General features: G+C 61.9%; 23 protein-coding genes and 1 tRNA gene. 18 read left to right on the top strand and 6 right to left on the bottom strand.

Annotated elements, in window-relative coordinates; translation table 11 throughout:
- Positions 1-68 precede the first annotated feature (68 nt).
- From ACFE70_RS13720 to ACFE70_RS13700, 5 genes are all read left to right on the top strand, one after another.
- Complete coding sequence (locus ACFE70_RS13720; RefSeq protein ID WP_375418323.1) at positions 69-926, top strand: hypothetical protein; 858 nt, start codon at positions 69-71, stop codon at positions 924-926.
- Between the two features lie 198 nt (positions 927-1,124).
- A complete protein-coding gene (locus tag ACFE70_RS13715; RefSeq protein ID WP_375418322.1) occupies positions 1,125-2,009 on the top strand; it encodes a rhomboid family intramembrane serine protease in 885 nt (294 codons plus the stop codon).
- Positions 2,010-2,052: 43 nt separating this feature from the next.
- Positions 2,053-3,060: a zinc-binding dehydrogenase gene (locus tag ACFE70_RS13710; protein WP_375418321.1), complete on the top strand. Its 1,008-nt coding sequence runs from the start codon at positions 2,053-2,055 to the stop codon at positions 3,058-3,060.
- A gap of 168 nt (positions 3,061-3,228) precedes the next feature.
- Positions 3,229-3,519: a hypothetical protein gene (locus tag ACFE70_RS13705; RefSeq protein WP_375418320.1), complete on the top strand. Its 291-nt coding sequence runs from the start codon at positions 3,229-3,231 to the stop codon at positions 3,517-3,519.
- A gap of 547 nt (positions 3,520-4,066) precedes the next feature.
- The gene (locus tag ACFE70_RS13700) at positions 4,067-6,286 is read left to right on the top strand and encodes an ATP-binding protein (RefSeq protein ID WP_375418319.1); all 2,220 of its coding nucleotides are present in this window, start codon (positions 4,067-4,069) and stop codon (positions 6,284-6,286) included.
- Between the two features lie 81 nt (positions 6,287-6,367).
- Here the strand turns inward: ACFE70_RS13700 and ACFE70_RS13695 are convergent, their stop codons facing one another.
- Together ACFE70_RS13695 and rfaD are read right to left on the bottom strand one after the other, a co-directional pair.
- Complete coding sequence (locus ACFE70_RS13695) at positions 6,368-7,765, bottom strand: FAD/NAD(P)-binding protein (RefSeq protein ID WP_375418318.1); 1,398 nt, start codon at positions 7,763-7,765, stop codon at positions 6,368-6,370.
- A gap of 228 nt (positions 7,766-7,993) precedes the next feature.
- Positions 7,994-8,962, bottom strand: coding sequence for an ADP-glyceromanno-heptose 6-epimerase (rfaD, locus tag ACFE70_RS13690; protein ID WP_375418317.1), 969 nt, complete (start codon positions 8,960-8,962; stop codon positions 7,994-7,996).
- 86 nt (positions 8,963-9,048) lie between these two features.
- Here rfaD and ACFE70_RS13685 point away from each other — a divergent pair, with 86 nt between their 5' ends.
- The 4 genes from ACFE70_RS13685 to lpxB all read left to right on the top strand — a co-directional run bounded on the left by ACFE70_RS13685 (position 9,049) and on the right by lpxB (position 12,932).
- Positions 9,049-10,005 carry an ABC transporter substrate-binding protein gene (locus tag ACFE70_RS13685; RefSeq protein ID WP_375418316.1) on the top strand — a complete coding sequence of 319 codons (957 nt, stop codon included), beginning with the start codon at positions 9,049-9,051 and terminating at the stop codon, positions 10,003-10,005.
- Between the two features lie 137 nt (positions 10,006-10,142).
- Positions 10,143-11,141: a FecCD family ABC transporter permease gene (locus tag ACFE70_RS13680; RefSeq protein ID WP_375418315.1), complete on the top strand. Its 999-nt coding sequence runs from the start codon at positions 10,143-10,145 to the stop codon at positions 11,139-11,141.
- 150 nt (positions 11,142-11,291) lie between these two features.
- On the top strand, positions 11,292-11,708 hold the full coding sequence (locus ACFE70_RS13675; protein ID WP_375418314.1) for a 6-pyruvoyl tetrahydropterin synthase family protein: 417 nt from the start codon (positions 11,292-11,294) through the stop codon (positions 11,706-11,708).
- 117 nt (positions 11,709-11,825) lie between these two features.
- Positions 11,826-12,932 (top strand): lipid-A-disaccharide synthase, encoded by a 1,107-nt coding sequence (gene lpxB, locus ACFE70_RS13670; RefSeq protein ID WP_375418313.1) that lies wholly within the window; start codon positions 11,826-11,828, stop codon positions 12,930-12,932.
- Positions 12,933-13,020: 88 nt separating this feature from the next.
- Here lpxB and clpX read toward each other — a convergent pair whose 3' ends face one another.
- Entirely contained in the window at positions 13,021-14,247 is a 1,227-nt protein-coding gene (gene clpX, locus ACFE70_RS13665; protein ID WP_375418312.1) for an ATP-dependent Clp protease ATP-binding subunit ClpX, read from the bottom strand.
- Positions 14,248-14,450: 203 nt separating this feature from the next.
- On the opposite strand from clpX, the gene ACFE70_RS13660 reads away from it, so the two are divergent.
- Positions 14,451-15,134, top strand: a complete 684-nt coding sequence (locus ACFE70_RS13660; protein ID WP_375418311.1) for a carboxypeptidase-like regulatory domain-containing protein — start codon at positions 14,451-14,453, stop codon at positions 15,132-15,134.
- A gap of 77 nt (positions 15,135-15,211) precedes the next feature.
- Here ACFE70_RS13660 and ACFE70_RS13655 read toward each other — a convergent pair whose 3' ends face one another.
- From ACFE70_RS13655 to ACFE70_RS13645, 3 genes are all read right to left on the bottom strand, one after another.
- Positions 15,212-15,919: a ClpP family protease gene (locus ACFE70_RS13655; RefSeq protein WP_375418310.1), complete on the bottom strand. Its 708-nt coding sequence runs from the start codon at positions 15,917-15,919 to the stop codon at positions 15,212-15,214.
- 277 nt (positions 15,920-16,196) lie between these two features.
- A complete protein-coding gene (gene tig, locus ACFE70_RS13650; RefSeq protein WP_375418309.1) occupies positions 16,197-17,537 on the bottom strand; it encodes a trigger factor in 1,341 nt (446 codons plus the stop codon).
- 87 nt (positions 17,538-17,624) lie between these two features.
- Positions 17,625-17,706, bottom strand: a tRNA-Leu gene (locus tag ACFE70_RS13645).
- A gap of 240 nt (positions 17,707-17,946) precedes the next feature.
- On the opposite strand from ACFE70_RS13645, the gene ACFE70_RS13640 reads away from it, so the two are divergent.
- The 8 genes from ACFE70_RS13640 to ACFE70_RS13605 all read left to right on the top strand — a co-directional run bounded on the left by ACFE70_RS13640 (position 17,947) and on the right by ACFE70_RS13605 (position 25,486).
- Positions 17,947-20,160 carry a RelA/SpoT family protein gene (locus ACFE70_RS13640; protein WP_375418308.1) on the top strand — a complete coding sequence of 738 codons (2,214 nt, stop codon included), beginning with the start codon at positions 17,947-17,949 and terminating at the stop codon, positions 20,158-20,160.
- A gap of 26 nt (positions 20,161-20,186) precedes the next feature.
- Positions 20,187-20,522: a CHY zinc finger protein gene (locus tag ACFE70_RS13635; RefSeq protein ID WP_375418307.1), complete on the top strand. Its 336-nt coding sequence runs from the start codon at positions 20,187-20,189 to the stop codon at positions 20,520-20,522.
- 184 nt (positions 20,523-20,706) lie between these two features.
- On the top strand, positions 20,707-21,174 hold the full coding sequence (locus ACFE70_RS13630) for a Fur family transcriptional regulator (protein ID WP_375418351.1): 468 nt from the start codon (positions 20,707-20,709) through the stop codon (positions 21,172-21,174).
- Positions 21,175-21,268: 94 nt separating this feature from the next.
- On the top strand, positions 21,269-21,619 hold the full coding sequence (locus tag ACFE70_RS13625) for an STAS domain-containing protein (protein ID WP_375418306.1): 351 nt from the start codon (positions 21,269-21,271) through the stop codon (positions 21,617-21,619).
- Between the two features lie 165 nt (positions 21,620-21,784).
- Positions 21,785-23,053, top strand: a complete 1,269-nt coding sequence (locus ACFE70_RS13620; RefSeq protein ID WP_375418305.1) for an adenylosuccinate synthase — start codon at positions 21,785-21,787, stop codon at positions 23,051-23,053.
- Between the two features lie 125 nt (positions 23,054-23,178).
- A complete protein-coding gene (locus ACFE70_RS13615) occupies positions 23,179-23,487 on the top strand; it encodes a transposase (protein WP_375418304.1) in 309 nt (102 codons plus the stop codon).
- Positions 23,484-24,386 carry an IS3 family transposase gene (locus ACFE70_RS13610; RefSeq protein ID WP_375418303.1) on the top strand — a complete coding sequence of 301 codons (903 nt, stop codon included), beginning with the start codon at positions 23,484-23,486 and terminating at the stop codon, positions 24,384-24,386. The genes ACFE70_RS13615 and ACFE70_RS13610 overlap by 4 nt, the downstream gene beginning before the upstream one ends.
- Positions 24,374-25,486 carry a DnaJ domain-containing protein gene (locus tag ACFE70_RS13605; protein WP_375418350.1) on the top strand — a complete coding sequence of 371 codons (1,113 nt, stop codon included), beginning with the start codon at positions 24,374-24,376 and terminating at the stop codon, positions 25,484-25,486. Before ACFE70_RS13610 ends, ACFE70_RS13605 begins: the two co-directional genes overlap by 13 nt.
- Positions 25,487-25,541 lie beyond the last annotated feature (55 nt).

Here is a 25,541-nt window from a genome sequence, read left to right as displayed (position 1 = left end):
CTGATTCCGGTAGTTTCATTTTTTCACTAGCCAAAGCCGCCCGCACCCGGCCGCGTCCGCTCATTGTTATGGCTGTTGCCCCCGACTATTTCGCGCAGAAAACGCCCGCCGAGCTGCAATTCTTCGTCGATAACCCGGCCTTCTACGAGCCCGCCCTGCTCGAAGAAGCCCGGCGCGAGCTGCGCCGCCGCGGCCTGGCACCCCTACCCCCCGCATCGGCGGCAACGCCGGCCGCGCCGCCGGAGTCCGAAACGGAGGCGCCGGTCGGCCGGGCGCGGTGGTGGGCGCTGCTGGCCGCGGGGGCGCTGCTGGCGGGTGGCTGGGCTTGGCAGCAGCAACGGGCCGCCGCGCCCGCCACCACGCCCGCTGCCGCCACCCAAACCAGGAAAAAAGCCCCGCCGCGGCTCGAAACCGTCGAAACCAACGCCCTGCCCGACTTCAGCGCCGCCACCGCCGCCAGCATCGAGCGGCAGCTGGCCCAGGTGCCGGCCCGTGAGCGCGCCCGCCTCGCCGCCCAGCCCCGGCGCCAGTACCGCGAGCTGAGCCGCCGCTTCTGGGCCGCCGAAACCATGACCGAATACCTTACCGACCGCGCCCGCCAGGGCCAGCCCAACCCCCTGCTGGCCGAGCAGGCCGAACTGGTCCGCGAAGCCTGGCAGCAGTGGAACAAGGCCGCCGTGTATTCCTACGAGTTCGGTCCCACCATGACTGCCCACCTCGACCACATGGGCCGCGTGGCCAGCCACCAGCAGCACATCCTCAATGAGCTGCCCGGCCTGGTGACCGCCAACAAGCTGCTCACTGACCCCGAAATCACCAAGCGCAACGAGGAAGTGCAGGACCTGCTCAGTGCTCTGCTCCCCGCGTCGCCCGTGTCGGGCAAGCCCTACCGCCAGCTTCGGCGCCACATTGAGGTGAAATTATAGTGGTCAATGGTTAGCAGTTAGTTAGAACGTCATGCTTCATCTGGCGTCCGCGCAGCCGAAGCATCTCGCTCGTCACTAAGCCAAATGGTTGAACGATTGGAATACTTACGCTGGCAAGATGCTTCGGCCGCGTGGACGCCAGATGAAGCAGGACGTTCTAACCAACCACTCACCCCTGACCGCTAACCCCTAATCAACGTGGACCCTTCCGACGCGCCACCCTCTTCCCCGCTCAGCGACCCGGCGCGGGCGGCGGCCCATTTCGCGCAGCGGCCCGATGCGGAGCTGCTGTACCTGGCTCAAAACGCCGCCCGCTACCCCCCGGCGGTGGGCGCGGCGGCGGTGCAGGAGTTGCAGCGGCGCGGCCTGGTGCCCGACGGCGCCCCGGCCCGGCCGGCCATCCCTACCCCCCCCGCGGCCCCGGAAGCCGCCGAAACCTGGCCCCAGCTTTTCGGCCAACTGGTGCGCAGCCTGCTGCCCTCGCGCGCCTTTTGGGCCACGCCGCTGCTGCTGGCGCTCAATGGGCTGCTGTTTTTGCTGATGATAACCGTCGGCGGCGTATCGCCCACCGAGCCGGCCGGCCACGACCTCGTGGTGTGGGGCTCCAACGTCTCCAGCCTGACCCTGCCCGGCCAGCCCTGGCGGCTGCTTTCCAGCCAGTTTGTGCACGCCGGCACCTTGCATCTGCTGGTCAACATGTTGAGCCTGTGGCTGCTGGGACTATTGATTGAGCCCCGCATCGGGCCGGGCCGGCTGCTGCTCGGCTACCTGGCCTGTGGGGTAGGCGGGGCGCTGGCCAGCCTTTGGTACCACCGCCAGGGCATCAACTCGGTGGGCGCGTCGGGCGCCATTTTTGGGCTTTATGGCGTGCAGCTGGTCTTGCTGCTGGGCCGCGCCGTGCCGCTCAACAAGTCCGACCGCCGGGCCATGCTGGCGCTGGTCACGTACCTGGTCTTGAGCAACCTGCTCTCGGGCCTGAGTGGCGCCATTGACAATGCCGCCCATATCGGCGGCCTGCTCACGGGCCTGCTGCTGGCCGGCCCGCTGGCCTTGATTGGGCTGCGAAAAGCAGATGTAACCTGAAGAACAGACCTCTTTCCATCCTTCTCACTTCCCCCAAAACCCTATGCAAGCTCTCCAACTTGATGCCATCGGCCAGTCCGTCATCCTACGCGAGGTGCCCGCGCCTACCCCCGGCCCCGGCGAAATCCTGCTCGACCTGCGCGCCGCCGCCCTCAACCACCGCGACGTCTGGATTCAGAAAGGCCAGTACGCCGGCATCACGCTGCCGCGCACGCTGGGCTCGGACGGCGCCGGCACGGTGGCCGCCCACGGCCCCGACGTGCCCGCCGGGGCTCCCGCCGTGGGCGCGCGCGTGCTCATCAACCCCGGCCAGGATTGGGGCGCCGACCCGCGCGTCCAGGCCAAAGATTTTACTATTCTGGGAATGCCGCACGACGGCACCTTTGCCCGTCAAATCGTGGTGCCCGCCCGCTACGTGCACCCGCTGCCGGCCCACCTGAGCTTCGAGCAGGGCGCGGCCCTGCCGCTGGGCGGCGTGACAGCCTACCGGGCGGCCTTCACCCGCGCCGGCGTGCAGCGCGGCGAACGGGTGCTCGTGACGGGGGTCGGCGGGGGCGTGGCCCTGCTGGCACTGCAATTCTGCGTGGCGCGGGGTGCCGAGGTGTGGGTCACGTCGGGTTCCGACGAGAAGCTGGCCCGCGCTCAGGAACTGGGTGCCCGCGGCGGCCTCAACTACAAAACCGAGAAGTGGGCCACCGACCTGGTCAAGCAGGCCGGCGGCGCGTTTGATGTCATCATCGACAGCGCCGGCGGACCAGCCTTCGCCGACCTGATTGACGCGGCTGCGCCGGGCGGGCGCATCGTGTTTTTCGGCGGCACGCTGGGCCCGATTTCCAACCTGGTTCCCGGCAAAGTCTTCTGGAAGCAGCTCTCTCTGCTGGGCTCGACGATGGGCACGGAACAGGATTTTGCCGATATGCTGGCATTGGTAGAAGAAAGCCAGTTGGTGCCCGTCGTAGACCAGGTGTTCCCGCTCGCCGAGGGCGAAGCCGCCCTGCGCCGCCTGGACGAGGGCCAGCAGTTTGGCAAAATCGTGCTTGGAATCAGTTGAGCTGAAGCTGCGCAGTTGAGGCGAAAATGAGCTGAAAAAAACTAGGTAAAGTGTTGACAATGAGGCAAATTATTTGAAGCTGAAGCCCCGTGAAAATGAATCTGGCGGGTCCCGGCAGTGTTACCATCCTGACGCCGTAATCCAGCTTTCACTTCCCGTTTTTTCGCCATGAGAAACCCCGCCGACTACCTCGCCGACCATGTGTTTGAAGCCCGCCGCCCGCGCCGCGAATTGCAGTCCGTCGTGGCTTTGGCTGATGCCACCCGCGCCATTGAGCAGGCCCTGGCCGACGCCGAGAAGTACAAGTACCTGCTCATGCGCGCCCTGCGCCGCCACGCCGACGACCTGGCCCCGAGCACGCCCGTGGCTGCGCCAATCCCTACCCCCCTCACCACCGCCGACGAAACGCTGGTGCGGCCCATGTATCCCACCGGGCAGCCCGAGCGGCTGGCCGCCTAAACTGGAGCGCCGCGGCTCTTTTCCCTACCCCCCCGATACCAGCAAAAGCCCCGCGCCGAAAAGGCGGCGGGGCTTTTTGCTTTCCTGCTGAAAGCTGACTTCGGGCCAGCCGCGGCGCTCATCTTCCCTGCCCTGGTCAGGACTTGGTCAGGACGCGCTGCCGCTGGCTGCCGCCGCGCCGGGCGGAAGGCCTCAGGCTTTTCAGGCACTCGCTTGGGCCGGTATTTCTATTATACCCGTCACGAAGTAGGGTGCGGGGCTTGCCCCCGCCCGTCGTTGAACGATTGGAGCGGTAGTCGTTCAACGACGGGCGGGGGCAAGCCCCGCACCCTACTTCCTTTTCGCAAATCACTTCGTGAGAAGTATAATAACGGAACTGACCGGAAATTAAAGTTGGGCTACTCGCGCGTGAGGAGCTGCGCGCCGGCCGTAAGTAGCTTCATAAGTTTTATATGAATAGGGATTTTACTTTTAATTAGTAGTAGTTTTCCGTTCCGTCCGTCGGTAGTTTGCCTGGCCGGGGCATTGCCTTCACGCTCACTTTGCCATGTTGAAAAACCTCATACCGTGGCGGGCGCTGCTATGGTTGGCGGGGCTGCTGCTGCTGCTGCCAGCCGTGCGGGCCCAATCGGGGGCGACCGGTCCGGCCGCGCCGGCCGCCCTGCGTGTGGAGCGCCTGCCGGCCAGGGGCCTGATGCTGGAAAAAAGCTGGCGCTACCACGCCGGCGACAACCCGGCCTGGGCCCGTCCCGACTTCAACGACAGTGATTGGCAAGAACTCGACCTGGGCCGGCCCCAGCGGGAGCTGCCGCCGCACCTGCAAACGGGCATCAGCTGGCTGCGCCTGCGCCTGCGCGTTGGCGACAGCCTGCGCCGGCACACGCTGCTGCTGCAAATGGGCGCGCTGGGGGCCTGGGAGCTGTATCTCAACGGCCGGCTGTTGCAGCACAAAGGCACGCTCCACCCGGCGCCGGCGCGCGTCCACCTCACCGGCCGCTGGGACGGCCCGGAGTCAGTGGAGTTGCCGCGAATCGGACCCGGCGAGCAGGTGCTGGCCCTGCGTTTCGCGCCCTGGCGCCCGCCGCTGGTGTGGGGCACCGGCATCAACCCGCCGCTGGGCCTGCGGCTGCTGACGGAGTGGCAGGCGCGGGCGCAGGTGGCCGAGCGGGGTCCCGTTCGCACGGTGCACTACGTCGTGGCGGGCGTGTTTGGGCTGCTTACGCTGCTGCACCTGGCCTTTTTTCGCTATAACCCCGCCCGGCGCGCCAACCTCTATTTTGCCCTCTACGCCGGGGCCCTGGCACTGGGCGCGCTGAGCGTCTACTACAACGAGGTGTTTTACTCTGCTGACCTGACTCCACATATCGCGCTGGCCGTATTCGCTTACGCGCTGCTGATGCTGAGCAGCCTGGCGGCCGTGCGGGCACTCTACGCCTTGTTTCACTTCCGGCCCGGCCGCATCTACGCCGGCCTGTGGGTCAGCTTCGGCGGCCTGCTGGTTTTCGGTGCGCTCTATCTGTTCGGCGCCGGCCTGCTTGGCTACCTGGTGTCGCTGGTGCTGGCTACCGCCGAGGAGCTGCGCCTGACGGCGCGAGCGTTGCGCCAGCGTCAGCGCGGCGCCTGGATTATCGGGACCGGGTTTGCCGGCTCCTTCCTGGCTGTGCTGGCGCAGGTCGTGCTCCAGTTCGGGCCTTTTGGCGTGTCGGCGCTGGCTTCCAACCTGCTTTTTACCCTCACGTGCCTGCCGCCGGCGCTGGGCATCTCCTTGTTTCTGGCCCGCGAGTTCGCCCTCGATGCCGAGCTGCTGCAAGTCAAGCTGGCCGAAGTCGAGCAGCTCGCGGCCCAGACCCTGACCCAGGAGCAGGAAAAGCAAGCCCTGCTGGCGGCCCAGAACGAGACGCTGGAACGGCAGGTGGCGCAACGCACCCAGGAGCTGCGAAGCTCCCTGACTGAGCTGCAAGCTACTCAAAATCAACTTATTCAGCAGGAGAAGATGGCCAGCCTGGGCGAGCTGACGGCCGGCATTGCCCACGAGATTCAGAACCCGCTGAACTTCGTCAACAACTTCTCGGAGGTGAGCACCGAGCTGTGCCAGGAGGCCCAGGAGCTGCTGGAAGCCACGCGCCTGCCCTCGGCCACAAAAGCGGAACTGACGGGCCTGCTGGCCGACCTGAGCCAGAACCAGCTTAAAATCAGCCAGCACGGGCAGCGGGCGGCCAGCATCGTGCGCGGCATGTTGGAGCATTCGCGCCAGAGCACCGGCGAGCGGGCGCCGGTAGACCTCAACGCCCTAGCTCAGGAGTATCGGCGCCTGGCCTACCAGGGCCTGCGCGCCAAAGACAAAAGCTTTAATGCGGAGCTGAAAACCGATTTTGCCGCGGATTTGCCGCTCGTGCCGGCCGTGGGCGCCGATGTGGGCCGGGTGCTGCTGAATCTGTTTGGTAACGCTTTTTATGCCGTTCAGCAGCGCCAGCAGCGCGGCGAGGCCGGCTATCAGCCCACCGTGAGCGTGCGCACCAGGCAAGTGGGCGCCCACGTCGAAATCCGGGTGCGGGACAACGGCACGGGCATCCCGGCCGCGGTGCGGGCCCGCATATTTCAGCCCTTTTTTACCACCAAGCCCACCGGCGAGGGCACCGGCCTGGGCCTGTCGCTGAGCTACGACATCATCACCAAAGGCCACGGCGGCACGCTCCGCGTCGAAAGCCGGGAGGGAGAAGGCACCGAATTTATTGTTTCCCTGCCGGGGCCGGCTGAAACAAACTAACTCAGCCAAATAGGAGGGTAGGATAAGGCTATTGACTTCCTGATCAGGCCCGTTGACTTTGCCGGGCTCAAGGCCCAACTGCTAGTGGAGCAGGCGCCGGCTCAGCTCAGTGGCTAGCGCGGCGGCCTGCTGGCGCAGCTCCGGCACGGCCGTCGACTCGAAATAGGCCGGCCGGCGGCTTGCGCCCAGCGTAAAAAGGTCGGGGCTGGCCGGGCCCGCTGCGCGCAGCAGGGCGCCGTGCTCATTGGTAAGAATGCCCAGGCCCAGGGAGTCGGGTTGCAGCTCGCCGGCCGCGCGCAGGCTGCTCACCAGCGGCGTCCGGATGCGGTGGTAGTCCAGCAGCGGGCCGGTGCAGTTGATGACGTGCCGGGCCCGCAGCCAGCAGGCCGGCGCCGCGTTCGGGCAGGCCTGCACCCGCAGCTCGGGGCCGCAGGGCTCCAGGGCGTTCACCCGGCCCGCGTGCAGCTTCAGTTGTCCGGCGGCGGTCATTTCGGCAATGGCCGCCGCGTTTTGCGGCGGGCTCCGGTGGCGTAGCACCGACCAGATGCTGCCCAGATGCCGCAGAAACCGCGCCTGCTCGGCCAGGGGCCACGCCGCCCAGATGCGACCCAGGTCGGGCCGCAGCGCGTCGAGCACCGGCCGCCAATCGAGGCCCTGGGCGGCGGCCCCGCGCACGTGGTGGCGCAGTTCGGCCAGCACCTCCAGCACGGTGGCTTTGCCGGCCAGCTCCTCGTAGAAGCGGGGGTAGGAGGCCGTGGCGGGCCCGTGAACCGCCGGCCAGCGCCCGTGCCGGGCCACCACCATGATGGGCGCCCGGTGCCCGGTTTGGCGCAGGCCCAGCAGCACGTCGACGGCCGTGAGGCCCGAGCCGATGAGCAGCACTGGCTCGTCGGCCCCAATGCGTCCGAGCAGGCCGGGCGCCCAGGGGTCGCCGTGGTAGCCGGGGTGGGCCAGGTAGCGCTGGTCGGGCCCGACGGGCGGGGGCGGGGCGAAGTTGCCCAGGGCCAGCACCACGTAGTCGCTCAGCAGCTCGCCGCCCCCGGCCAGGCGCACGGCGCGGCGGCCCTCCGGCCGGGCCGGGGCGGCCGTGGCTGCCTGGTTGTGCCAGCGCACGCGGCAGCCGTTGGGCAAAGGCCGGTCGAGGACGCTGGCCAGCGTCTGGTGCAGGTAGCGGCCGTAGGTGGCGCGCGCCGCAAACTCCGGCGCGCCGCCGTCGCTTTCGGGCTGGGTGGCCAGCCAGGCAGCGAAGTGCGCCGGCTCATCGGGCAGCACGCTCAGCGCGCCGGCCCGCACGTTGAGCAGGTATTCGGGCCGCTCGGTGAGGTAGGCCAGGCCAGGCCCGGACGCCGGGCGCGGCTCCAGCAGGTGGATGTCGGCCGCCAGCGGGCCCGGCTGCCGCGCCAGGGCCAGGGCCAGCGCCGTGCCCGCAAAGCCGCCGCCCACGATGGTGATGACGGGACGGGGAGAGGCAGCGGGCACGGGAAAGGGGCGGAGGGTGAAGCGCGAAAGTAGCCTAGAAACGAGAGTCGGGGCCGGGGAGTTAGGGCGCCTTCCCTACCCCCCCCTCGCTCACTTAAAGCCTGTCCAGAAGCTTCTCAACTCACCGCCAATCTTAGAACAGCCAGTTGCTGGGTTGGGTTGAGACGCAGCATTCTGGCGGGCTTTAGGCGCCGGAGGGGGGGTAGGAAAAGCCGCTTATGAAGCTGCCTAATAGTATCGCCCCGGCACCAGATAGTGCTGCACGTAGTCCCGAATACCGTCTTCCAGGCGCGTAAATGGCTGCTCGTAGCCGATGCCGCGCAGCTTGCCCATCTCGGCCTGGGTGAAATACTGGTAGGTGGCGCGGATGTCCTCGGGCGTGTCCTTGAACTCGATGCTGGCGGGCCGGCCCAGGGCGGCAAACGTGCCAGCCGCTAAGTCCTGAAAGGTTCGCGCCTCGCCGGTGCCCAGGTTGTAGAGGCCGGAGTGGCGGCGGTGGTGCAGCAGGAAATAACACACGTCCACCACGTCTTTCACGTAGATAAAATCCCGCCTCTGCCCGCCGTCGGCGTAAGCCGGATTGTGCGAGCGGAAAAGCGTCATCGTGCCCGTCTGCTGAATCTGCTCGAAAGCGTGCCGCACCACCGAGGCCATGCGGCCCTTGTGGTACTCGTTGGGGCCATAGACGTTGAAAAACTTCAGCCCCGCCCAGAAAAATGGCTTTTCGGCCTGCTGCACGGCCCAGTTGTCGAAGTCGTTTTTGGAGGCGCCGTAGGGGTTCAGCGGCCGGAGGCGGGGTAGGAGCGCGTCGTCCTGGTCGGAGTAGCCCAGCGTGCCGTCGCCGTAGGTGGCGGCCGAGGAGGCGTAGACCAGCGGCAGCTGGTAGCGGCAGCAGGCCTGCCACAGCTGCTTGGAATAGTTTAAATTCAACACCTCAAACACGGCCGGGTCCTGCTCGGCGGTGTCGGTGCGGGCGCCGAGGTGAAACACGAACTCGACCTGCTCGTGGTGGCGGTCGAGCCAGGCAAAGAACTCGTTGCGGTCCACGTATTCCCGCAGCTTTTTGTCGGTCAGGTTGGCCAGCTTGCGCTCCACGGTGAAGTGGTCTACCACCACGAGGTCGTTGAAATTGGCCGCGTTGAGGCGGGAGACAAGGCAGCTGGCTACAAAGCCCGCCGCGCCGGTAACGACTATCATAGCGCACGAAGGTTGAGGCCCTAAAGGTAGGCGTCAGCCGGGAGGCGCCGGGGCGGCCCGCTGGCCCGGCCGCCTACCTTTGCGCCATGCGACTTCGGTTTTTCTCTGCTGCTGCCGCCGCCGCCGGGCTCCTGGGGCTGTTGGTCATGTCGGCCTGCGACTCGCGGCCGGCCCCCACCACGGCCGCCCCTACCCCCCCCGCCGGCCCCCATGCCATCCTCACCGTCCGCGACGATTTGGGCCGGGAACTCAGCCTGCCGGCCCGGCCGCGCCGGGTGCTGGCGCTGGCGCCGAGCATGACCGAAATGCTGTTTGCCGTGGCCGACCCGACTACCATCATCGGGCGCAGCAAAGTGTGCGACTTTCCCGCTGCCGCCCTCGCGCGGCCCGCCGTGAGCACGTATCCGCTTGACCTGGAAGGGGTTATTGCCTTGCGCCCCGAGGTGATTTTCACCGTGGAGGGCATCACCTCGCCCGACGACGCCCGGCGCCTGGCGCAGCTGGGCATTCCGGTTTATTACCAGCGCTACGGCCGCGTGGAGGATATTTTTCGCGGTCTCACCGACCTGGGCCGCTTGCTGGGCCGCGCCGCCCAGGCTCGTCGGCTAACTGACTCGTTGCGCGCCGAACTACGGAAAGTAGCGGCCGGCACCGCCGGGGCGCCGGCGGCCGGGCCGCGCCCGCGGGTGCTGGCCCTGGCCAGCGCCGACCCTATCTACGTTTTTGGCTTAAACACGCTCTTCACCGATGAAATCCGGCTGGCCGGCGGCCAGAATGCCCTGCGCGAAGCTCTCCCGCAGCCCTACCCCGCCCTCACCCGCGAATACGTGCTCCAGCTCAACCCCGACGTGCTGCTTGGCGGCCGGCTGGGGCAGCTCGATAGCACCTTTTTCAAACAAAACCCTGAGCTGCGCCGCATTCGTGCTTATCAAACCGGCCACGTTTTTCCAGTGAGCAGCAATTTAATCTCCCGTCCCAGCCCCCGCGTGGTCGAAACCGTACGGCAGCTGCGGCAGCTGCTGCAGGCCGCCGAGGACAAGTAGTGGGCGCGCCCGGTCGGGCCCGGCGCACTTCCCCCTTTGCGCGGAAAGCAGGGGGTAGGGAATCAGGGAAAAAGAGTTAGCAAGCAGAATAGAGTGTTAGTCAACGCGTTAACGGCCGCTTATCGCGCCTTTGTCTTTTGAGAATTCGCCCCGGCTTGTGGCTGCTAATCGGCCTGCTGCTGCTGCTGGCGCTGCTGGCACTAGGCCTGCGCGTGGGCTCCTACACCACTGATTATCCGTTTATTCTGCGTTCCCTGGCTCACTACGACCCGCGCGACCCGGCCCAGCTCGTGCTCTGGCAGCTGCGGCTGCCGCGGCTGGTACTGGCCGCGCTGGCCGGCGCCAGCCTGGGCCTGAGCGGCTACTTACTGCAAACCCTGGTCAATAATCCGTTGGCCGACCCCTATCTGCTGGGCACGGCATCAGGCGCCTCACTGGGCGCTATTGCGGCGTATGTTTTGTGGCCTTCGCTCACGCTGGCCGGACTGTACCTGCCGCCGCTGGCCGCGCTGGCTGGGGCAGTGGCCGCCACGCTGCTGGTGGTGGCCATTGGGTCAAGAGGAGGGCGGGTGCTGCCAGGACCACTGCTACTGGCGGGCGTGGCCGTGGGGGCGCTGGCGGCGGCGCTGGGCTCGCTGCTCAGCTTCGTGGCTGCCTCCGATGGCAGCTTGCGCACGGTGGTATTCTGGGCATTTGGCTCGTTTGAGCGTGCTGGCTGGGACGTGCTTCCCTACCCCCTCCTCATCCTGATAATCAGCCTGATCCTACTAGAATTTCTGCAAAAAGACCTGAACCTGCTGCTGCTGGGCGAAGAGCGCGCGCAGGCGCTGGGCCTGCCGGTGGCGCGGCTGCGCTGGCTGCTGGTGGGGGTGGCTTCGGCGCTCACGGGGGGGGTAGTGGCCTTGTGCGGGCCGGTGGGCTTCGTGGGCCTGCTCGTGCCCCACCTCACGCGCGGGCTGCTCGGCGCCACGGGCCGCTACAACCTGCTGTTTTGCGCGTTGCTCGGCGCCAACTTCCTCCTGGCCTGCGACCTGCTGGCGCGGCTGCTCTACCCGCCCGCCGGCCTGCCCGTGGGCTTGGTCACGGCCCTGTTTGGGGTGCCCTTCTTCGTATATTTGCTGCGGAAAAAGGGCTGATGACCCCCTCGTCTGTCATCCTGAGCTTGCGAAGGACCTTCTGCCAGTTGAACGAGCAGTGAGTATTAGTTACTGCAAACCGCTCCTTGATGATAAGGTCCTTCGCAAGCTCAGGATGACAGTTTTTATTTAGCTTCCATCACAAACGCAATGGTCTTCGTCTCACGCCAGGAACACTTCAACGCCGCCCACAAGCTGCACAACCCGGCCTGGACCGACGAGCGCAACCGTGACACCTTCGGACCCTGCGCCAACGCCAACTGGCACGGCCACAACTACGAGCTAATTGTGACCGTGAAGGGCGAGCCCGACCCCGAAACCGGCTTCGTCGTCGACCTCAAGGCGCTCTCTGACCTCATTCAAACGCACGTCACGGAGCAGGTTGACCACAAAAACCTCAACCTCGACGTGCCCTTTATGCGGGGCAAAATGGCCAGCACCGAAAACCTGGCCACGGCTTTTTGGGAAATTTTGCGCCGCGAGCTGCCCGCCATCACGCCGGCCCAGCTGCACTGCGTCAAGCTCTACGAAACGCCGCGCAACTTCGTAGAATACTACGGCGGCTAAGGTCAGTGAACAGTTATCAGTGAACAGTGAGCAGTTTTCGATGGCGTATGCCAAGAAAGCGGGTTGACTATTAACGAGTAACTGCTCACTGTTCACTGATAACTGTTCACTGCTTAAATGAAATACTACCTCATTGCCGGCGAGCGCTCGGGCGACTTTCACGCCGCCCACCTTATGCGCGAGCTGCGCGAGCAGGATACAGCCGCTAACTTCCGCTACTGGGGCGGCGACCAGATGCAGGCCCAGGGCGGCGAGCTGGTGCGCCACTATCAGGATTTGGCCATCATGGGCTTCTGGGAGGCGGCCACGAGCGTACTCAAGTTTCGCGGCTATTTGAAGGAATGCCAGGCTGATTTGCTCCAGTTCAAGCCCGACGTGCTGATTCTGGTTGATTACGCGGGCTTCAACATGCGCATGGCTAAGTTTGCCAAGGCACAAGGCATCAAGGTCTTCTACTACATCTCGCCCAAAATCTGGGCCTGGAACCAGGGCCGCGTGGCGCAAGTGAAAGCCAGCGTCGACCGCATGTTCACCATCCTGCCCTTCGAGCCGGAGTTCTATCAGAAATTCGACTACCCGGTTGATTACGCGGGTAACCCTACGGCCGACGCAGTGGCGGAGTTTGAGCCTTCACCCGACTTTTTCCAGCGCAATAACCTCGACCCCAACCGGCCCATCATCGCCGTGCTGCCGGGCTCGCGCAAGCAGGAAATCGAGGAGATGCTGCATATCATGCTGGCCGTGCTGCCCGCGTTCCAGGAGTATCAGTTCGTGGTGGCCGGCGTCAGCAACCTCGACCCGAATTACTATAAGCACTTCGAGCGCAACGGCATCCGCTACGTGTTTGAGCAGACTTACGACATCCTGAGCCGCGCCGAGGTGGCGATGGTCACCAGTGGCACGGCCACGCTCGAAACAGCTTTGTTCGACGTGCCGCAGGTTGTGTGCTACCGCACCAGCGCCCTGAGCTACACCATCGGCAAGATGGTCATCAAAGTGCCCTTCATTTCGCTGGTCAATCTGATTGCCGGCCGCAAGGTCGTGACCGAGTTCATTCAGAACGACTTCACGGCCCGCAACATTATGGATGAGCTGAAAAAGCTGCTCACCGACGACGCCTACCGCTCCGCCCAAAAAGCCGGCTACGCCGAGCTGCGCGAGAAACTAGGCTCGCACAAAGCCGCCCGCAAGACGGCGGAATTGATGATTGGTTATCTGGGATAACGTCATTTCCTACCCCCTGCTGAATGAAAAGGCCCGTTGCAGTCAAGCAGCGGGCCTTTTCATTCAGCAGGGGGTAGGAAAGCGAGCTTTACGCCGCGCGCATGTGGCGCAGCGGGGAGCGCTCAAATTTGCTGCGCGCGTAGCTCTCCGTAATCAGCAGCTCATCAGTGCCGACTTCCGAGGGCATCTCGAACATGGCGTCGGTCATGATGCTCTCGCAAATGGAGCGCAGGCCGCGGGCGCCGAGGCGGTACTCGTCGGCGCGCTCCACGATGTATTCCAGGGCCTCTTCGGAGAATTCCAGGTCGATGTTTTCCATCGCGAACAGGCGCTGGTACTGGCGCACCAAAGAGTTCTTGGGCTGGGTCAGAATCAGGCGCAGCGTGGCTTTATCAAGCGGGTTGAGGTAAGTGAGCACGGGTAGGCGGCCAATCAGTTCCGGTATCAGGCCGAAGGATTTCATGTCCTGCGCCGTGACATATTGCAGGAAGTTTTCGGTGTTTACCTGGTCTTCGAGGTTGGTTTTGGCGAAGCCCAGCGGCTTGGTATTCAGGCGGCTCTTGATAATGCGGTCGATGCCCGAGAAGGCACCGCCGCACATAAACAGAATGTTTTCGGTATTCACCGAAATCATTTTCTGGTCGGGGTGCTTGCGCCCGCCCTGCGGTGGCACGTTGATGTGGGTGCCTTCGAGCAGCTTGAGCAGCGCCTGCTGCACACCCTCGCCGCTCACGTCGCGCGTGATGCTGGGGTTGTCGCTCTTGCGGGCAATCTTGTCGATTTCATCAATGTACACGATGCCGCGCTCGGCGGCCTCAAGGTTGTAGTCAGCCGCTTGCAGCAGGCGGGTGAGGATGCTTTCCACGTCCTCGCCCACGTAGCCGGCCTCGGTGAGCACCGTGGCATCGGCAATGCAGAAGGGCACTTGCAGAATCTTGGCCATCATGCGGGCCAAAAAGGTTTTGCCGGTGCCGGTTTCGCCCACCATGATGATGTTGGACTTCTCAATCACGACCTCGTCGCCGTCGCGCGGCTTCTGCATCAGGCGCTTATAGTGGTTGTACACGGCCACGGCCATCACGCGCTTGGCCTCGTCCTGCCCCACCACATACTGGTCTAAGTGGGCCTTCATCTCGCGCGGCTTGACGAGGTTGAACTTGGGCTGGCGGGCATCCTTTTGCAGCTTGGTTTCTTCGGCCAGAATGTGCTGGGCCTGCGCCACGCACTTCTCGCAGATGTGGGCATTGATGCCCGAAATCATCACGGCGACATCGCGCTTGGCTTTATTGCAAAAGGAACAGGTAATCTCGGCCATCAGAAACAGGACAGAAGGGGGTAGGGAATTTCAGGCAAACGGGCTTCAAAGGTACAACGTGCCCAACGTCCGGCGCCAAAAAACTGGTGCCGCAACTCATAAGCCGTAGAGCTGTCATAAGCTAAATGCGACCCACAAAATACCGATTCAGAATCGTACTTTTAGCCATATTCAATGCTAACTTTTTGTCCGCCATGCCTTCCATGCCAAAACCCCAGCCCTGCGGCCAGAACTGGCTGGCCATGTCGCCCACTGAAAAGGGCCGACTCTGCGGGCAGTGCGCCAAAGAGATTCACGACTTTTCGGCGCTGTCGTGGCCGGAAATTGAGCGGCAGCAGCAGGCCCACGGCAACACGCTGTGCGGCATGTACGCGCCGGCTCAACTCACCTACTGGGGCCAGGACCCGCCCACTCCCGCCCAAGGCGCCTGCGCCCGGCTGGCCGCTGCCACTACGCTGGCACTCACCTTATCAGCCCTGCCAGCTCCGGCCCAAACAGCCGTCGCCAAGGACTCCGGCCAAGCTGTGATTCTGCGAGGCACTGTGTACGATGTTACTAAGGAAGGAAAGTCTACGCCGCTAGCTGGCGTCACGGTGCTACTGAGAGGAACTACGTTGGGTGTCTCCTCTAGTCAGAACGGCCACTACGAGTTGAGCATCCCCTACTCGGTTGAGGCTGCTTCCGCTATTGTATTCAGTATGGTGGGGTATCGCACAACCGAGTTGGCACTGACTCCGATGGATTCTGGATTACAAACTCATGATGTGCAGCTAACATTTGACGACAGAAATATTGAGGTGTTCTCCGTGCGAATGCCTACCCGGATGCAGCGGGCGAAGTGGACTTTAAAACGCTGGTTCAGCCGCAATAAAACCGCCGATTCATAAGCAAAAAGCTCCTGCTAATTCTAGCAGGAGCTTTTTACTTATGAAACAAGTCGTCAAGAAATCAGCGTGACTATAACTTAGGCAGCCTTCTTTTCCAGCACCTCATCAATCAGGCCGTACTCCTTGGCCTCGTCGGCGCGCATCCAGTAGTCACGGTCCGAGTTGTCGTGGATTTCCTGGTAAGTTTTGCCGGTGTGCTTCGCCAAAATGTCATATAGCTCCTTCTTGAGCTTGAGAATCTCGCGGGCCGTGATTTCAATGTCCGATGACTGACCTTGCGCACCGCCCGAAGGCTGGTGAATCATGACGCGGGCGTGCGGCAGCGCGGAGCGCTTGTCCTTGGCGCCGCCCGCCAGCAGCACGGCGCCCATCGAGGCGGCAAGGCCAGTGCAGATGGTAGCTACGTCCGGGTTTACATACTGCATCGTGTCGTAGATGCCCATGCCCGCGTACACTGACCCGCCGGGCGAGTTGATGTAGAGCAGGATGTCTTTCTTGGCGTCGGCTGACTCCAAAAACAGCATCTGCGCGGTCAGGATGTTGGCGATGTAGTCGTCCACGGCTGTGCCCAGAAACACGATGCGGTCCATAATCAGGCGCGAGAACACGTCGATTTCGGCGAAGCGCGTGGGACGCTCCTCAATCACGGAGCGGGTCATGCCCGTGGGCATCATCATGCCGCCGCGCACCTGGCCCTCGACGTGCTGGATGTATTGGTCAACGCCCAAGCCACTCAGGCCCTGGCCTTTGACGGCAAACTTGCGGAATTCTTGTTTATTCAGCATGAAAATTTGAATGAAGCGCCCGCTTGAGCGCGGACACGGGGGTAGGGAAATAAAGACGAACAGCGAATCTGGATGTTTGGACGATGTGGAGACACAATATTTTGTGCCTCCTCGCAGTGCGAGGGGTAGAGTAATCAAACGGGTAAAGATGACTGCGCCCCTCGCACTGCAAGGAGACACAAAATATTGTGTCTCTACCCCATTCTTCAAAACCTCAACAAAAAAGCCCTTTACCGCAGTTGGCAAGGGCTTTTTCGAAATCTACAACAACCGGCCGCTAGCTTTTGCTGGCCGCCTGCTGCCGAAACTCCTCGGCCGTCACCGGCACGTCTTTAACAACAACTTTGCCGCGCAGGTTTTCGACCACTTTCTCTGCCAGAATGGCCTCATACGTGTCCACGTACTGCTTGCCGTTGTTCTCGCGCAGCTGTTTGGTCACGTAGGAGCGCATGGCCTCGCGCATGTCGCCGGCGCCAGCGGCCATGCCGCCAAACTGGCTCATGAGCTGGTCCAGGGCGCGGTCTTCAATCTCTTCATTTCCCACTTTCAAGCCCTGCTCCTCGACTACTTTGTTGCGAATCATACTCCACTTCAGCTCGCGGGCGTAGTCGTCGTAGTGCTCCTCGATTTGCTCGGCGGTGAGCTTGCCTTCGTTGGCGCGCAGCAGGAATTTCTTGAAGAAGTCTTTGGGCAGCTCAATCGGCGTCTGCTCCACGAGCTTGTCAATGAGCTGCCGGGTTGCTAGGCCCTCGGCCTCACGCAAGTAGTTCTCGCTCACCACCTCGCGTACTTTGGCGTCGAATTCCTCGCGGCTGGACACCGTTTCCGGCCCGAATACTTTGTCGAACAAGTCCTGATTGAATTCCGGGGCAGCCGTGCGGTTGATTTTCTCCACGTGCAGCACATAGTCGCCGCTGGCCTGCGCGGCCTCATCCTTGCTCAGGCCCGAGAAGTTGGCAATGGCCGAAGCATCGCCGGCAAAGGCGTGCGCCAGGTCAAATACCACGGCGTCGCCGGCCTTCACGCTCAGGAATTTCTCCGGCTCGTTCGTCACCTTGTGGGTCGGTAGGAGCACCGTTTTGCCCTCGCCTTCCTCATCGTGCTTCTTGAGCTTGCCATAGAGGTAGTCGCCGTGCTCCGAGCTTTCCGGGTTGGTGCTCTCGCCAAACTGCCGGCCAATCTGCTCGTTTGTTTCGGCCAGCGTCGCCTCGTCCAGTTCTACTTGGTGGCGCTCAATCTCGACGCTGCCTTCGGCGGGCAGCTCAAAGTCGGGCAGCAAGCCCAACTCGAAGGCAAAGTCAAAATCCTTATCGGTCTCAAAGTCCACGTTGCTTGGTACCGGCAGCGGCTCGCCCAGCAGGCGCAGCTTCTGCTCCTTCACGTAGCCGTCCACGGCCTTGCCCAGCATCTTGTTAATCTCCTCACCCAGGATTCCCTTGCCGTACATCTTGCGCACCAAAGCGGGCGGCACCTTGCCCGGCCGGAAGCCCTTAATCTGCGCCCGCTTGGTGTACTCCTTGATTTGCTTGTCCACTTCGGGCGCGTAGTCGCTTTCGGTGAGGTGCACGGTGAGCAGGGCAGTGAGCTGCTCCGGATTCTGGTCGAGGGTAATGTTCATGTAGGAAGCGGCGCCCGCAACGGGCACCAAAAGGTTAAAAAAGAGGCCCCTAGCCATTGGCTAAGGGCCGTTTCAACTTGTAAAAAGTGCGGATAGAGGGACTCGAACCCACACGCCTTGCGGCACCAGATCCTAAGTCTGGCACGTCTACCAATTTCGCCATATCCGCGGGCAAGCTCCGCAGCCACTCGCTACGGGCCCGCAAAGGTAGGCTTTTTGGGTATAAATGGCAAGCCACAAGTAGCGTGGACTCTGTGAGTCCGCGCGTGTGCCATAATGAGTGCATGGGATTAGGAGAAGGGCTTGTTCCCGCACGGACTCGCAGAGTCCACGCTACTACCAGCACCGGAACGCAACCCGCAACCGCCGCCGCGTTGTTACATTCGCTATGAACCGCCGCCTGCCCGCCATGCTCCCCACCGTCCTCGACCCTGAAACCGAACGCCAGACCATCCTGCGTGCTTACCGCCGCCTGCTGCGCACGGCCAAGCCCTACCTCAAGGATGGCGACGCCAAGCTGATTAAAAAGGCCTTTACTACCAGCCGCGAAGCCCACAAAGACATGCGCCGCAAGTCCGGTGAGCCCTACATCATGCACCCGCTGGCCGTGGCGCAGATTGCGGTCGAAGAAATTGGCCTCGGCACCACGAGCATCGTGGCCGCGCTGCTGCACGACGTGGTGGAGGACACGGCCTGGGAGCTGAGCGACGTGGAGCGCGAGTTCGGCACCAAGGTTATGCGCATCATCGATGGCCTGACCAAGATTTCGGGCGTCTTCGAGTACGGCACGAGCGAGCAGGCCGAGAACTTCCGCAAGATGCTGCTCACGCTCAGCGAGGATGTGCGCGTCATTCTCATCAAAATCGCCGACCGCCTGCACAACATGCGCACGCTCGACTCCATGCCGCGCCATAAGCAGCTCAAAATCGCGTCGGAAACGCTGTATCTGTACGCGCCGCTGGCCCACCGGCTGGGGCTCTATACCATTAAATCAGAGTTAGAAGACTTATATCTTAAATACACTGACACCGATACGTATCTCGATATTAAGTCGCGCATCCGGCAGAGCCGGAATGCCCGCACGCGCTTCATCAAGGAATTTGTGCAACCCATTGATGAAGAGCTGCAAACGCAGGGCTTTGACTTTGAAATCAAGGGCCGGCCGAAGAGCATTTACAGCATTCTCAAGAAGATGCGTAAGCAAAACATCACCTTCGACGAGGTGTACGACTTGTTTGCCATCCGCGTGATTCTGGACGTGCCGCCGGAGCAGGAAAAAGCCGCCTGCTGGCAGGTGTACAGCATCGTCACGGACTTCTACCAACCCAACCCGGACCGCCTGCGCGACTGGGTGAGCACGCCCAAAGCCAACGGCTACGAGAGCCTGCACACCACGGTCATGTCGCACACCGGGCAGTGGGTGGAGGTGCAAATCCGCTCGCGCCGCATGGACGACATCGCCGAGAAAGGCTACGCCGCCCACTGGAAGTATAAGGATACCGGGAGTATCCAGCCTGAATCCAGCTTGGAAACCTGGGTGAACAAAGTGCGTGAGATGCTGGAAACCAACAACTCCAGCGCCCTCGAATTCATGGACGAGTTCCGCCAGAACCTGTTCGTGAAAGAGGTGTATGCCTTCACGCCCAAGGGCAAGCTGCTCATCCTGCCCGACAAGGCCACGGCCCTGGATTTTGCCTTTGAAATCCACTCCGAAATCGGCTTGCACATGCTCGGCGCCAAAGTCAATCAAAAGCTGGAAGCGCTTAGCTATCAGCTTAAAAACGGCGACCAGGTGGAGGTTCTGACCTCCCAAAAGCAGCGTCCCACCCAGGAGTGGCTCACCTACGTTATCACGCCCAAAGCTCGCGTCAGAATCCGGGAATTTCTGCGCGATGACCGCAAGGCCAAAGCCGAGGACGGCCGTTTTCTGGTGGACAAACGCCTGGAGCTAATCGGCGTGCCCAACACGGCCGACAACCTGGCCCGGCTACTGGCGCATTATAATGCTGCCAATCCGCAGGATTTGTACTATCGCCTGGCGCTGGGCCAGCTCGACGGGCGTGAAATTATCAAGAGCTTGTTCGACCCGGCCACGCCCGTACCGCGCCTACCCTCGGTGCTGGAGCCCAAGAGCTTCGACCACGAAGTCCAGAAAATTCGGGGCGTGAACGCCAATATGCTGGTCATTGGCGAGACCACCGGCAAGCTCGACTACCGCATCGCGCCCTGCTGCAACCCCATTCCCGGCGACGACGTGTTCGGCTTCGAGACGGAAAATGACGGCATCATCATCCACCGCACGAGCTGCCCCCGCGCCGTGGATTTGATGTCCAACTTCGGCAACCGCATCATCCGCGCCAAGTGGACCGACCAGCTGGAGCTGGCCTTCCTGGCCGGCCTGCGCCTCAAAGGCTCCGACCGCGTGGGCCTCGTGAACGACGTGACCCGCATCATCAGCAACTCGCTGAAAGTCAACATGCGCTCCATCACCATCGACTCGAACGACGGCCTGTTTGAGGGCCAAATCATGGTCTTCGTCCATGACACCGACCACCTCGACAAGCTCATCCACCGCCTGAGCCGGGTGCCGGGTGTGCTGCAAGTCGAGCGGTTTGACTCGTAGAATGGTGAACTTAGAATGATGAACTAATGAAACGCACCGAACAAGTTGTCTGCCGCGGCGTCGGCGTGAATGAGCGCACCCAATGCGCCCATTATCACTCCGAGCGCGATATCATCGCCATCAGGTTCAAGTGCTGCGGCACCTTTTACGCCTGCATTCAGTGCCACCACGAAACGGCCGGCCACGCACCGGTTGTTTGGCCCCAAGCAGCGTTTGACACCGAGGCTATTCTCTGCGGCAACTGCCAAACTACGCTCACTATCGCCGAGTATCTAGCCTGCCAAAACACCTGCCCACATTGCCGGGCAGCCTTCAATCCTGGCTGCGCCAATCACTACCCCCTCTATTTCGAGGTAGCCTAGCGGCCCTTCGCGACGAAAGAGGGGTAGGGAATAAGCGCCAGTCCGCCCTCTGTATCACTAACTAACTATCGACTTATTTTAGCCCGTGAATCCGCTCAAAACCTCACTAACCGAATCCCCCGGCGGCTCGTCCGAAACCGGCTACGCTGCCCAGCACACGCCCAGCGCCGCCTCGCAAGGCGTTCTGAATACCGATAAGCTCGAAGAAGTTAAGAAGCTCTTCACCGCTCACCTCGAAAATAAGGGCCTGCGCAAAACGGCTGAGCGCTACGCCATCCTAGAAGAAATTTATGCCCGCTCCGGCCACTTCGACGTGGAAGAGCTGTACGCTGGCATGAAGGAACGCGGCCTGCAAGTAAGCCGCGCCACGGTGTATAATACGCTGGATTTATTGGTCGAACAAGGCCTGGTCAGCAAGCATCAGTTTGGCCGCAACTTGGCGCAATACGAGAAAAGCTACGGCTATCGGCAGCACGACCACGTCATCTGCACCGAGTGCCACAAAGTGGTCGAGTTCTGCGACCCGCGCATCCACGGCATCCAAACGATGGTCGGCGACCTGCTGAACTTCCATATCTTGCACCACTCTTTGAACCTCTACGGCATCTGCGGCGACTGCCGCGCCCAGCAAGCCGCCAAAATCAGCCAGTAAGCCTCAGTCAACGTCTGTCTCTGTTTTGCCGGGGCCTTGCTTCGCGCTGGAAGAGGGGGGTAGGGAATGAGGCTAATGACGACAAACCACCAACATGACCATCGATTCCACGCTCGATAACAACATTCTTTTCCTGCGCCTCACCGGCGACCTCATCGGCTCTCCCGATACCCAGCAGCTCTTGCAAATCGTCAATGAGCACCTCGGTGACGACGTGCTGAACTGCGCCGTAGACCTGTCGGAGGTCCGCTACATCAACAGCACCGGCATCGGCGCCCTCGTCTCGCTACTCACTAAATTTCGCAGCCGCGGTGGTGAAATGGTCCTCATCAACCCCGCCGACCACCCCAAGAAGATGCTAGCCTTGACTAAGCTTAACAGCATCTTCTCCGTCGCCGACGATGAAGCCGCCGCCCGCCAGCAACTTACCTCAGCCGCCTCCTAAGCGGCTTTTTCTTTTCCTACCCCGTCCTTCTGAGCAAAGCAAAGAACCTGCCCACGCCCGAACGACGCAGCAATCAACTCCCAAATCATAAAGCAAGCCGCGCCGCTCTGGCTCTCCCTCTCCCCAAGGAGAGGGGGCCGGGGGGGTGAGGTTGCCCGTAAGAACATGCCCGTAGACGTACTAATAGGCCTCCAATGGGGCGATGAAGGCAAAGGCAAAATCGTTGATGTCCTCGCCCCCACCTACGACGTGGTAGCCCGATTTCAGGGCGGCCCCAACGCCGGCCACACCCTCACCTTCGACGGCCTGAAGCACGTGCTGCACCAGGTGCCGAGCGGCATCTTCCATCCCCATATTATTAATGTCGTCGGCAACGGCGTCGTGCTCGACCCCGTCGTGTTCCGCCAGGAGCTGCAAAAGCTCACCGATAGGGGAGTGGCCTGGGGCCAAAACCTCTATATCTCCAAAAAAGCCCAGCTCATCCTGCCCAGCCACCGCGCCCTCGACCGCATCAGCGAGGAAGCCCGCGGCAACACCAAAATCGGCAGCACCCTCAAAGGCATCGGCCCTACCTACCAGGATAAAATCGGCCGCACCGGCCTGCGCGTTGGCCACATTCTGCTCCCCGATTTTGAGGAACGTTATAAGGAAGCCGTTGCCCGCCATGCCCGCGAAGCCGGTTTTCATCAAAAGGAGTTGGAAATTGAATCCTTTGAAGCCGACTTCTTCAGCGCCGTCGAGTTCCTGCGCACCCTCCAGCTCACGGATACTGAATACCTGCTTAATGACTTACTAGCCCAAGGCAAACGGGTTTTGGCCGAAGGTGCCCAAGGCTCTTTGCTGGATATTGATTTTGGCACCTATCCCTACGTTACCAGTTCCAGCACCATTGCTGCCGGCGCCTGCACCGGCCTTGGCATCGCACCGCGCCATATAGATAAGGTGTACGGCATCACCAAGGCTTACTGCACCCGCGTCGGCGGCGGCCCGTTCCCCACCGAGCTGCTCGATGACACCGGCGAGCAAATTCGTCAGGCCGGCCGCGAGTTCGGCTCCACCACCGGCCGCCCCCGCCGCTGCGGCTGGATTGACCTGCCCGCCCTGCGCTACGCCATCATGCTCAACGGCGTCACGGAATTGCACCTGATGAAAGCCGACGTGCTCGATGCCTTCGCCGAAATCCAGGTCTGCACCCACTACCGCCTGCCCAACGGCACCCTCACCCCCCAGCTCCCCGACCCCGGCGACCTCGCCCACGTCACCCCCGAGCTTATCACCTTGCCCGGCTGGCACACTGACCTCACCCAACTCACCGACCCCGAATCCCTACCCCCCCACCTGCTCGCCTACCTCACCTTCCTCGAACAGGAGCTGCAAGTCCCCATCCGCATCGTCAGCGTCGGCCCGGATAGGGTGAGCACGATTGTTTTATGAATAACAAGGTTGAGTTGACTTGTTGCTGCTTTTGCTTTTAGAGGTTAGTCCAATAATAAGTTTGTGATTAATTATGAGGTGGTCTAGTAAAGCTGGACAGAACAGGGTGGTATCTTTCCTTCGTCATGAAAGACACGCCAAAACCCGACAAACGCCACAAGTACGACGCGGCCTTCCGCGCCGAAGCCCTGCGGCTGGCCGAGCAAAGCTGCTCGGCCCAAGCTGCTGCCCGCGCCTTGAACATCGACCCGAAACGCATCTACCAGTGGCAAAAAGCCGCCCAAACGCCGGTGGCGGCGGCGTTGGGGCCTGCCCTAGACCCGGCCACGGCCGCCGAGCTGCGCCAGTTGCGGGCCCTGGCCCGGCGGCAGGCGCAGGAACTGGACATTTTAAAAAAAGCCATTGCCATCTTCTCACAGACCGAGACGCCATGAGCCGCTACCGCTTCATCGCCGCCGAGCGCGGCCACTACCCCGTGCGACGGCTTTGCCAGGTGCTGGGCGTGCCGGCCAGCGGCTTTTACGCCTGGCAAACCGACCCGCAGCGGGCGGTGGGGAACCCGAAGACGCCCGCCTGGGAAACGGCGCTGGTCCAGGTCTTTGGCGTCCACCAACGCCGCTACGGCACCCGCCGGCTGCGGGTGGCCTTGCGGGAAAAAGGCCACCGGGTGGGCCGCCAGCGCCTGCGCACGGCCATGCGCCGCCGGGGCCTGCGCGCCTTGCAACCCAAGGCCTACACCCCGCGCACGACCGACTCGACCCACGGGCTGCGCTGCGCGCCCAACCGGCTGCGGGACCAGCCCAGGCCGACCCAAGTCAACCGTGTCTGGGTGTCAGACATCACGTATTTACCGCTTGCCAATGGCTGCTGGGCCTATTTGTGCGCCTTCCAGGACGTGGCCAGCAAGCACGTCGTGGGCTGGCACGTGATGGCCACCATGCCCGAGGGGTTGGTCACCACGGCCTTGCAGCGGGGCTTTTGGGCCCAACCGCCCGCGCCCGAACTCGTCGTGCACTCCGACCGCGGCGGGCAGTACTGCGCCACCGCCTACCGCGCCCTGTTACACCAAAACGGGGCCGTGCGTTCGCAGAGCCGCCGCGGCGAGTGCTACGACAACGCCCAGGCCGAAAGCCTCTGGTCCCGCCTCAAAACCGAGGTACTCGAACTCCGCGAGTGGCCCGTTTTTGCCGACCTGGCCGACGCGCAGGCCAGCGTCGCCGATTATTTTGACTACTACAATCACGAGCGCCTGCACTCCAGCATTGGCTATCAGACGCCCTATCACACTCATCACCAACTTCTTCAAACTACTGCCCTAAACTGTCCAGCCTAATCGGACCACCTCGTTACTACCAAGTTCTAGGGCTTCCTTTTGGTGCCTCAGTTGAACAAGTGCGCAAGGCATATCGAGAATATGCAAAGCATTATCACCCTGATAAGAATCAGGGTAGCGAGTTTTTTACCGAGCGATTCAAAGATGTACAGAGGGCGTATGAAGTGCTAACTGATGCGACGAACCGCAGGCAGTTTGAACAAAGCTTTGCTGGCCACAACGGTGCAGATATCGCCGCTGGATTGAGAAAGCAGTTGGATAAAGAGCAGCATAAATCAGTCCAACAGGCGAAAAAACTAATAGAGATTGATATTGAAATAAAAAGACTATCGGCTGAAAACACTCAGTTGAGGGCTACAAAGCAACGTGCTCACAGATTTACTGCTCTCACAGACTTTCTTGTATCAAACCGCAGTAAAGCTGACTTTTGGATTGCAGCTTCAGTATTGCCACTTGCGCTTGTTACCCTTGTTTACGCGCTTACCGCTCCAGATAATCGGATGAATCTGCAAAAGCAGTGGGAGAGAGTCATTTTAATGACAGACAAAGGGCAGTATACCTTAGCTCTTCAAGTTTCAGATTCATTACTTAAATCAAATGCTGAAGTCATACCATTCACAATGAAAATGAAGGAGGGTAGGGCCATAGCGAAAGAAGATTTTTTGGCGTTGCGTGCATATGCAAAAAGCGAGTTAAAAAACGACACAGGGGCAATTAAGGACTACACAGCTGTAGTTCAAAATCCGATATGTCGCACTCAAGATGCCGCCTATAGAATGCGCGGAAGATTGAAACTTGCATTCGGTGACACAGTGGGAGCACTGAACGATTACAATCACTCCATTCGCCTCAACAACCGGGCTGATTGGACCTATTGGGATAGGGCGGAAGTTTTCTATCAGCGGAAGGGCTTTTCCAGCGCTTTAGTTGATTACAAGAAGGCGGTTGAACTAGATGGCAAGGAAGCAACTACATTGAACTCACTTGCCAATTGCTACTATGCTGTTGGAAGACGAGACTCTGCGTGTGTGGCATGGCGTAAGTCAGGAGAGCTTGGAAACGCCGTTGCCTACGATAACATCAAGAATTTTTGTCGCTAGAGCCCTAGGGGGTGTTCTCAATTGAGATACAGCGTCCAGAGGCGGGCGCAGAGAA

The sequence above is a fragment of the uncultured Hymenobacter sp. genome, assembly GCF_964243305.1.
Lineage (GTDB): Bacteria > Bacteroidota > Bacteroidia > Cytophagales > Hymenobacteraceae > Hymenobacter.
This window is presented reverse-complemented; position numbering and strand designations above follow the sequence as displayed.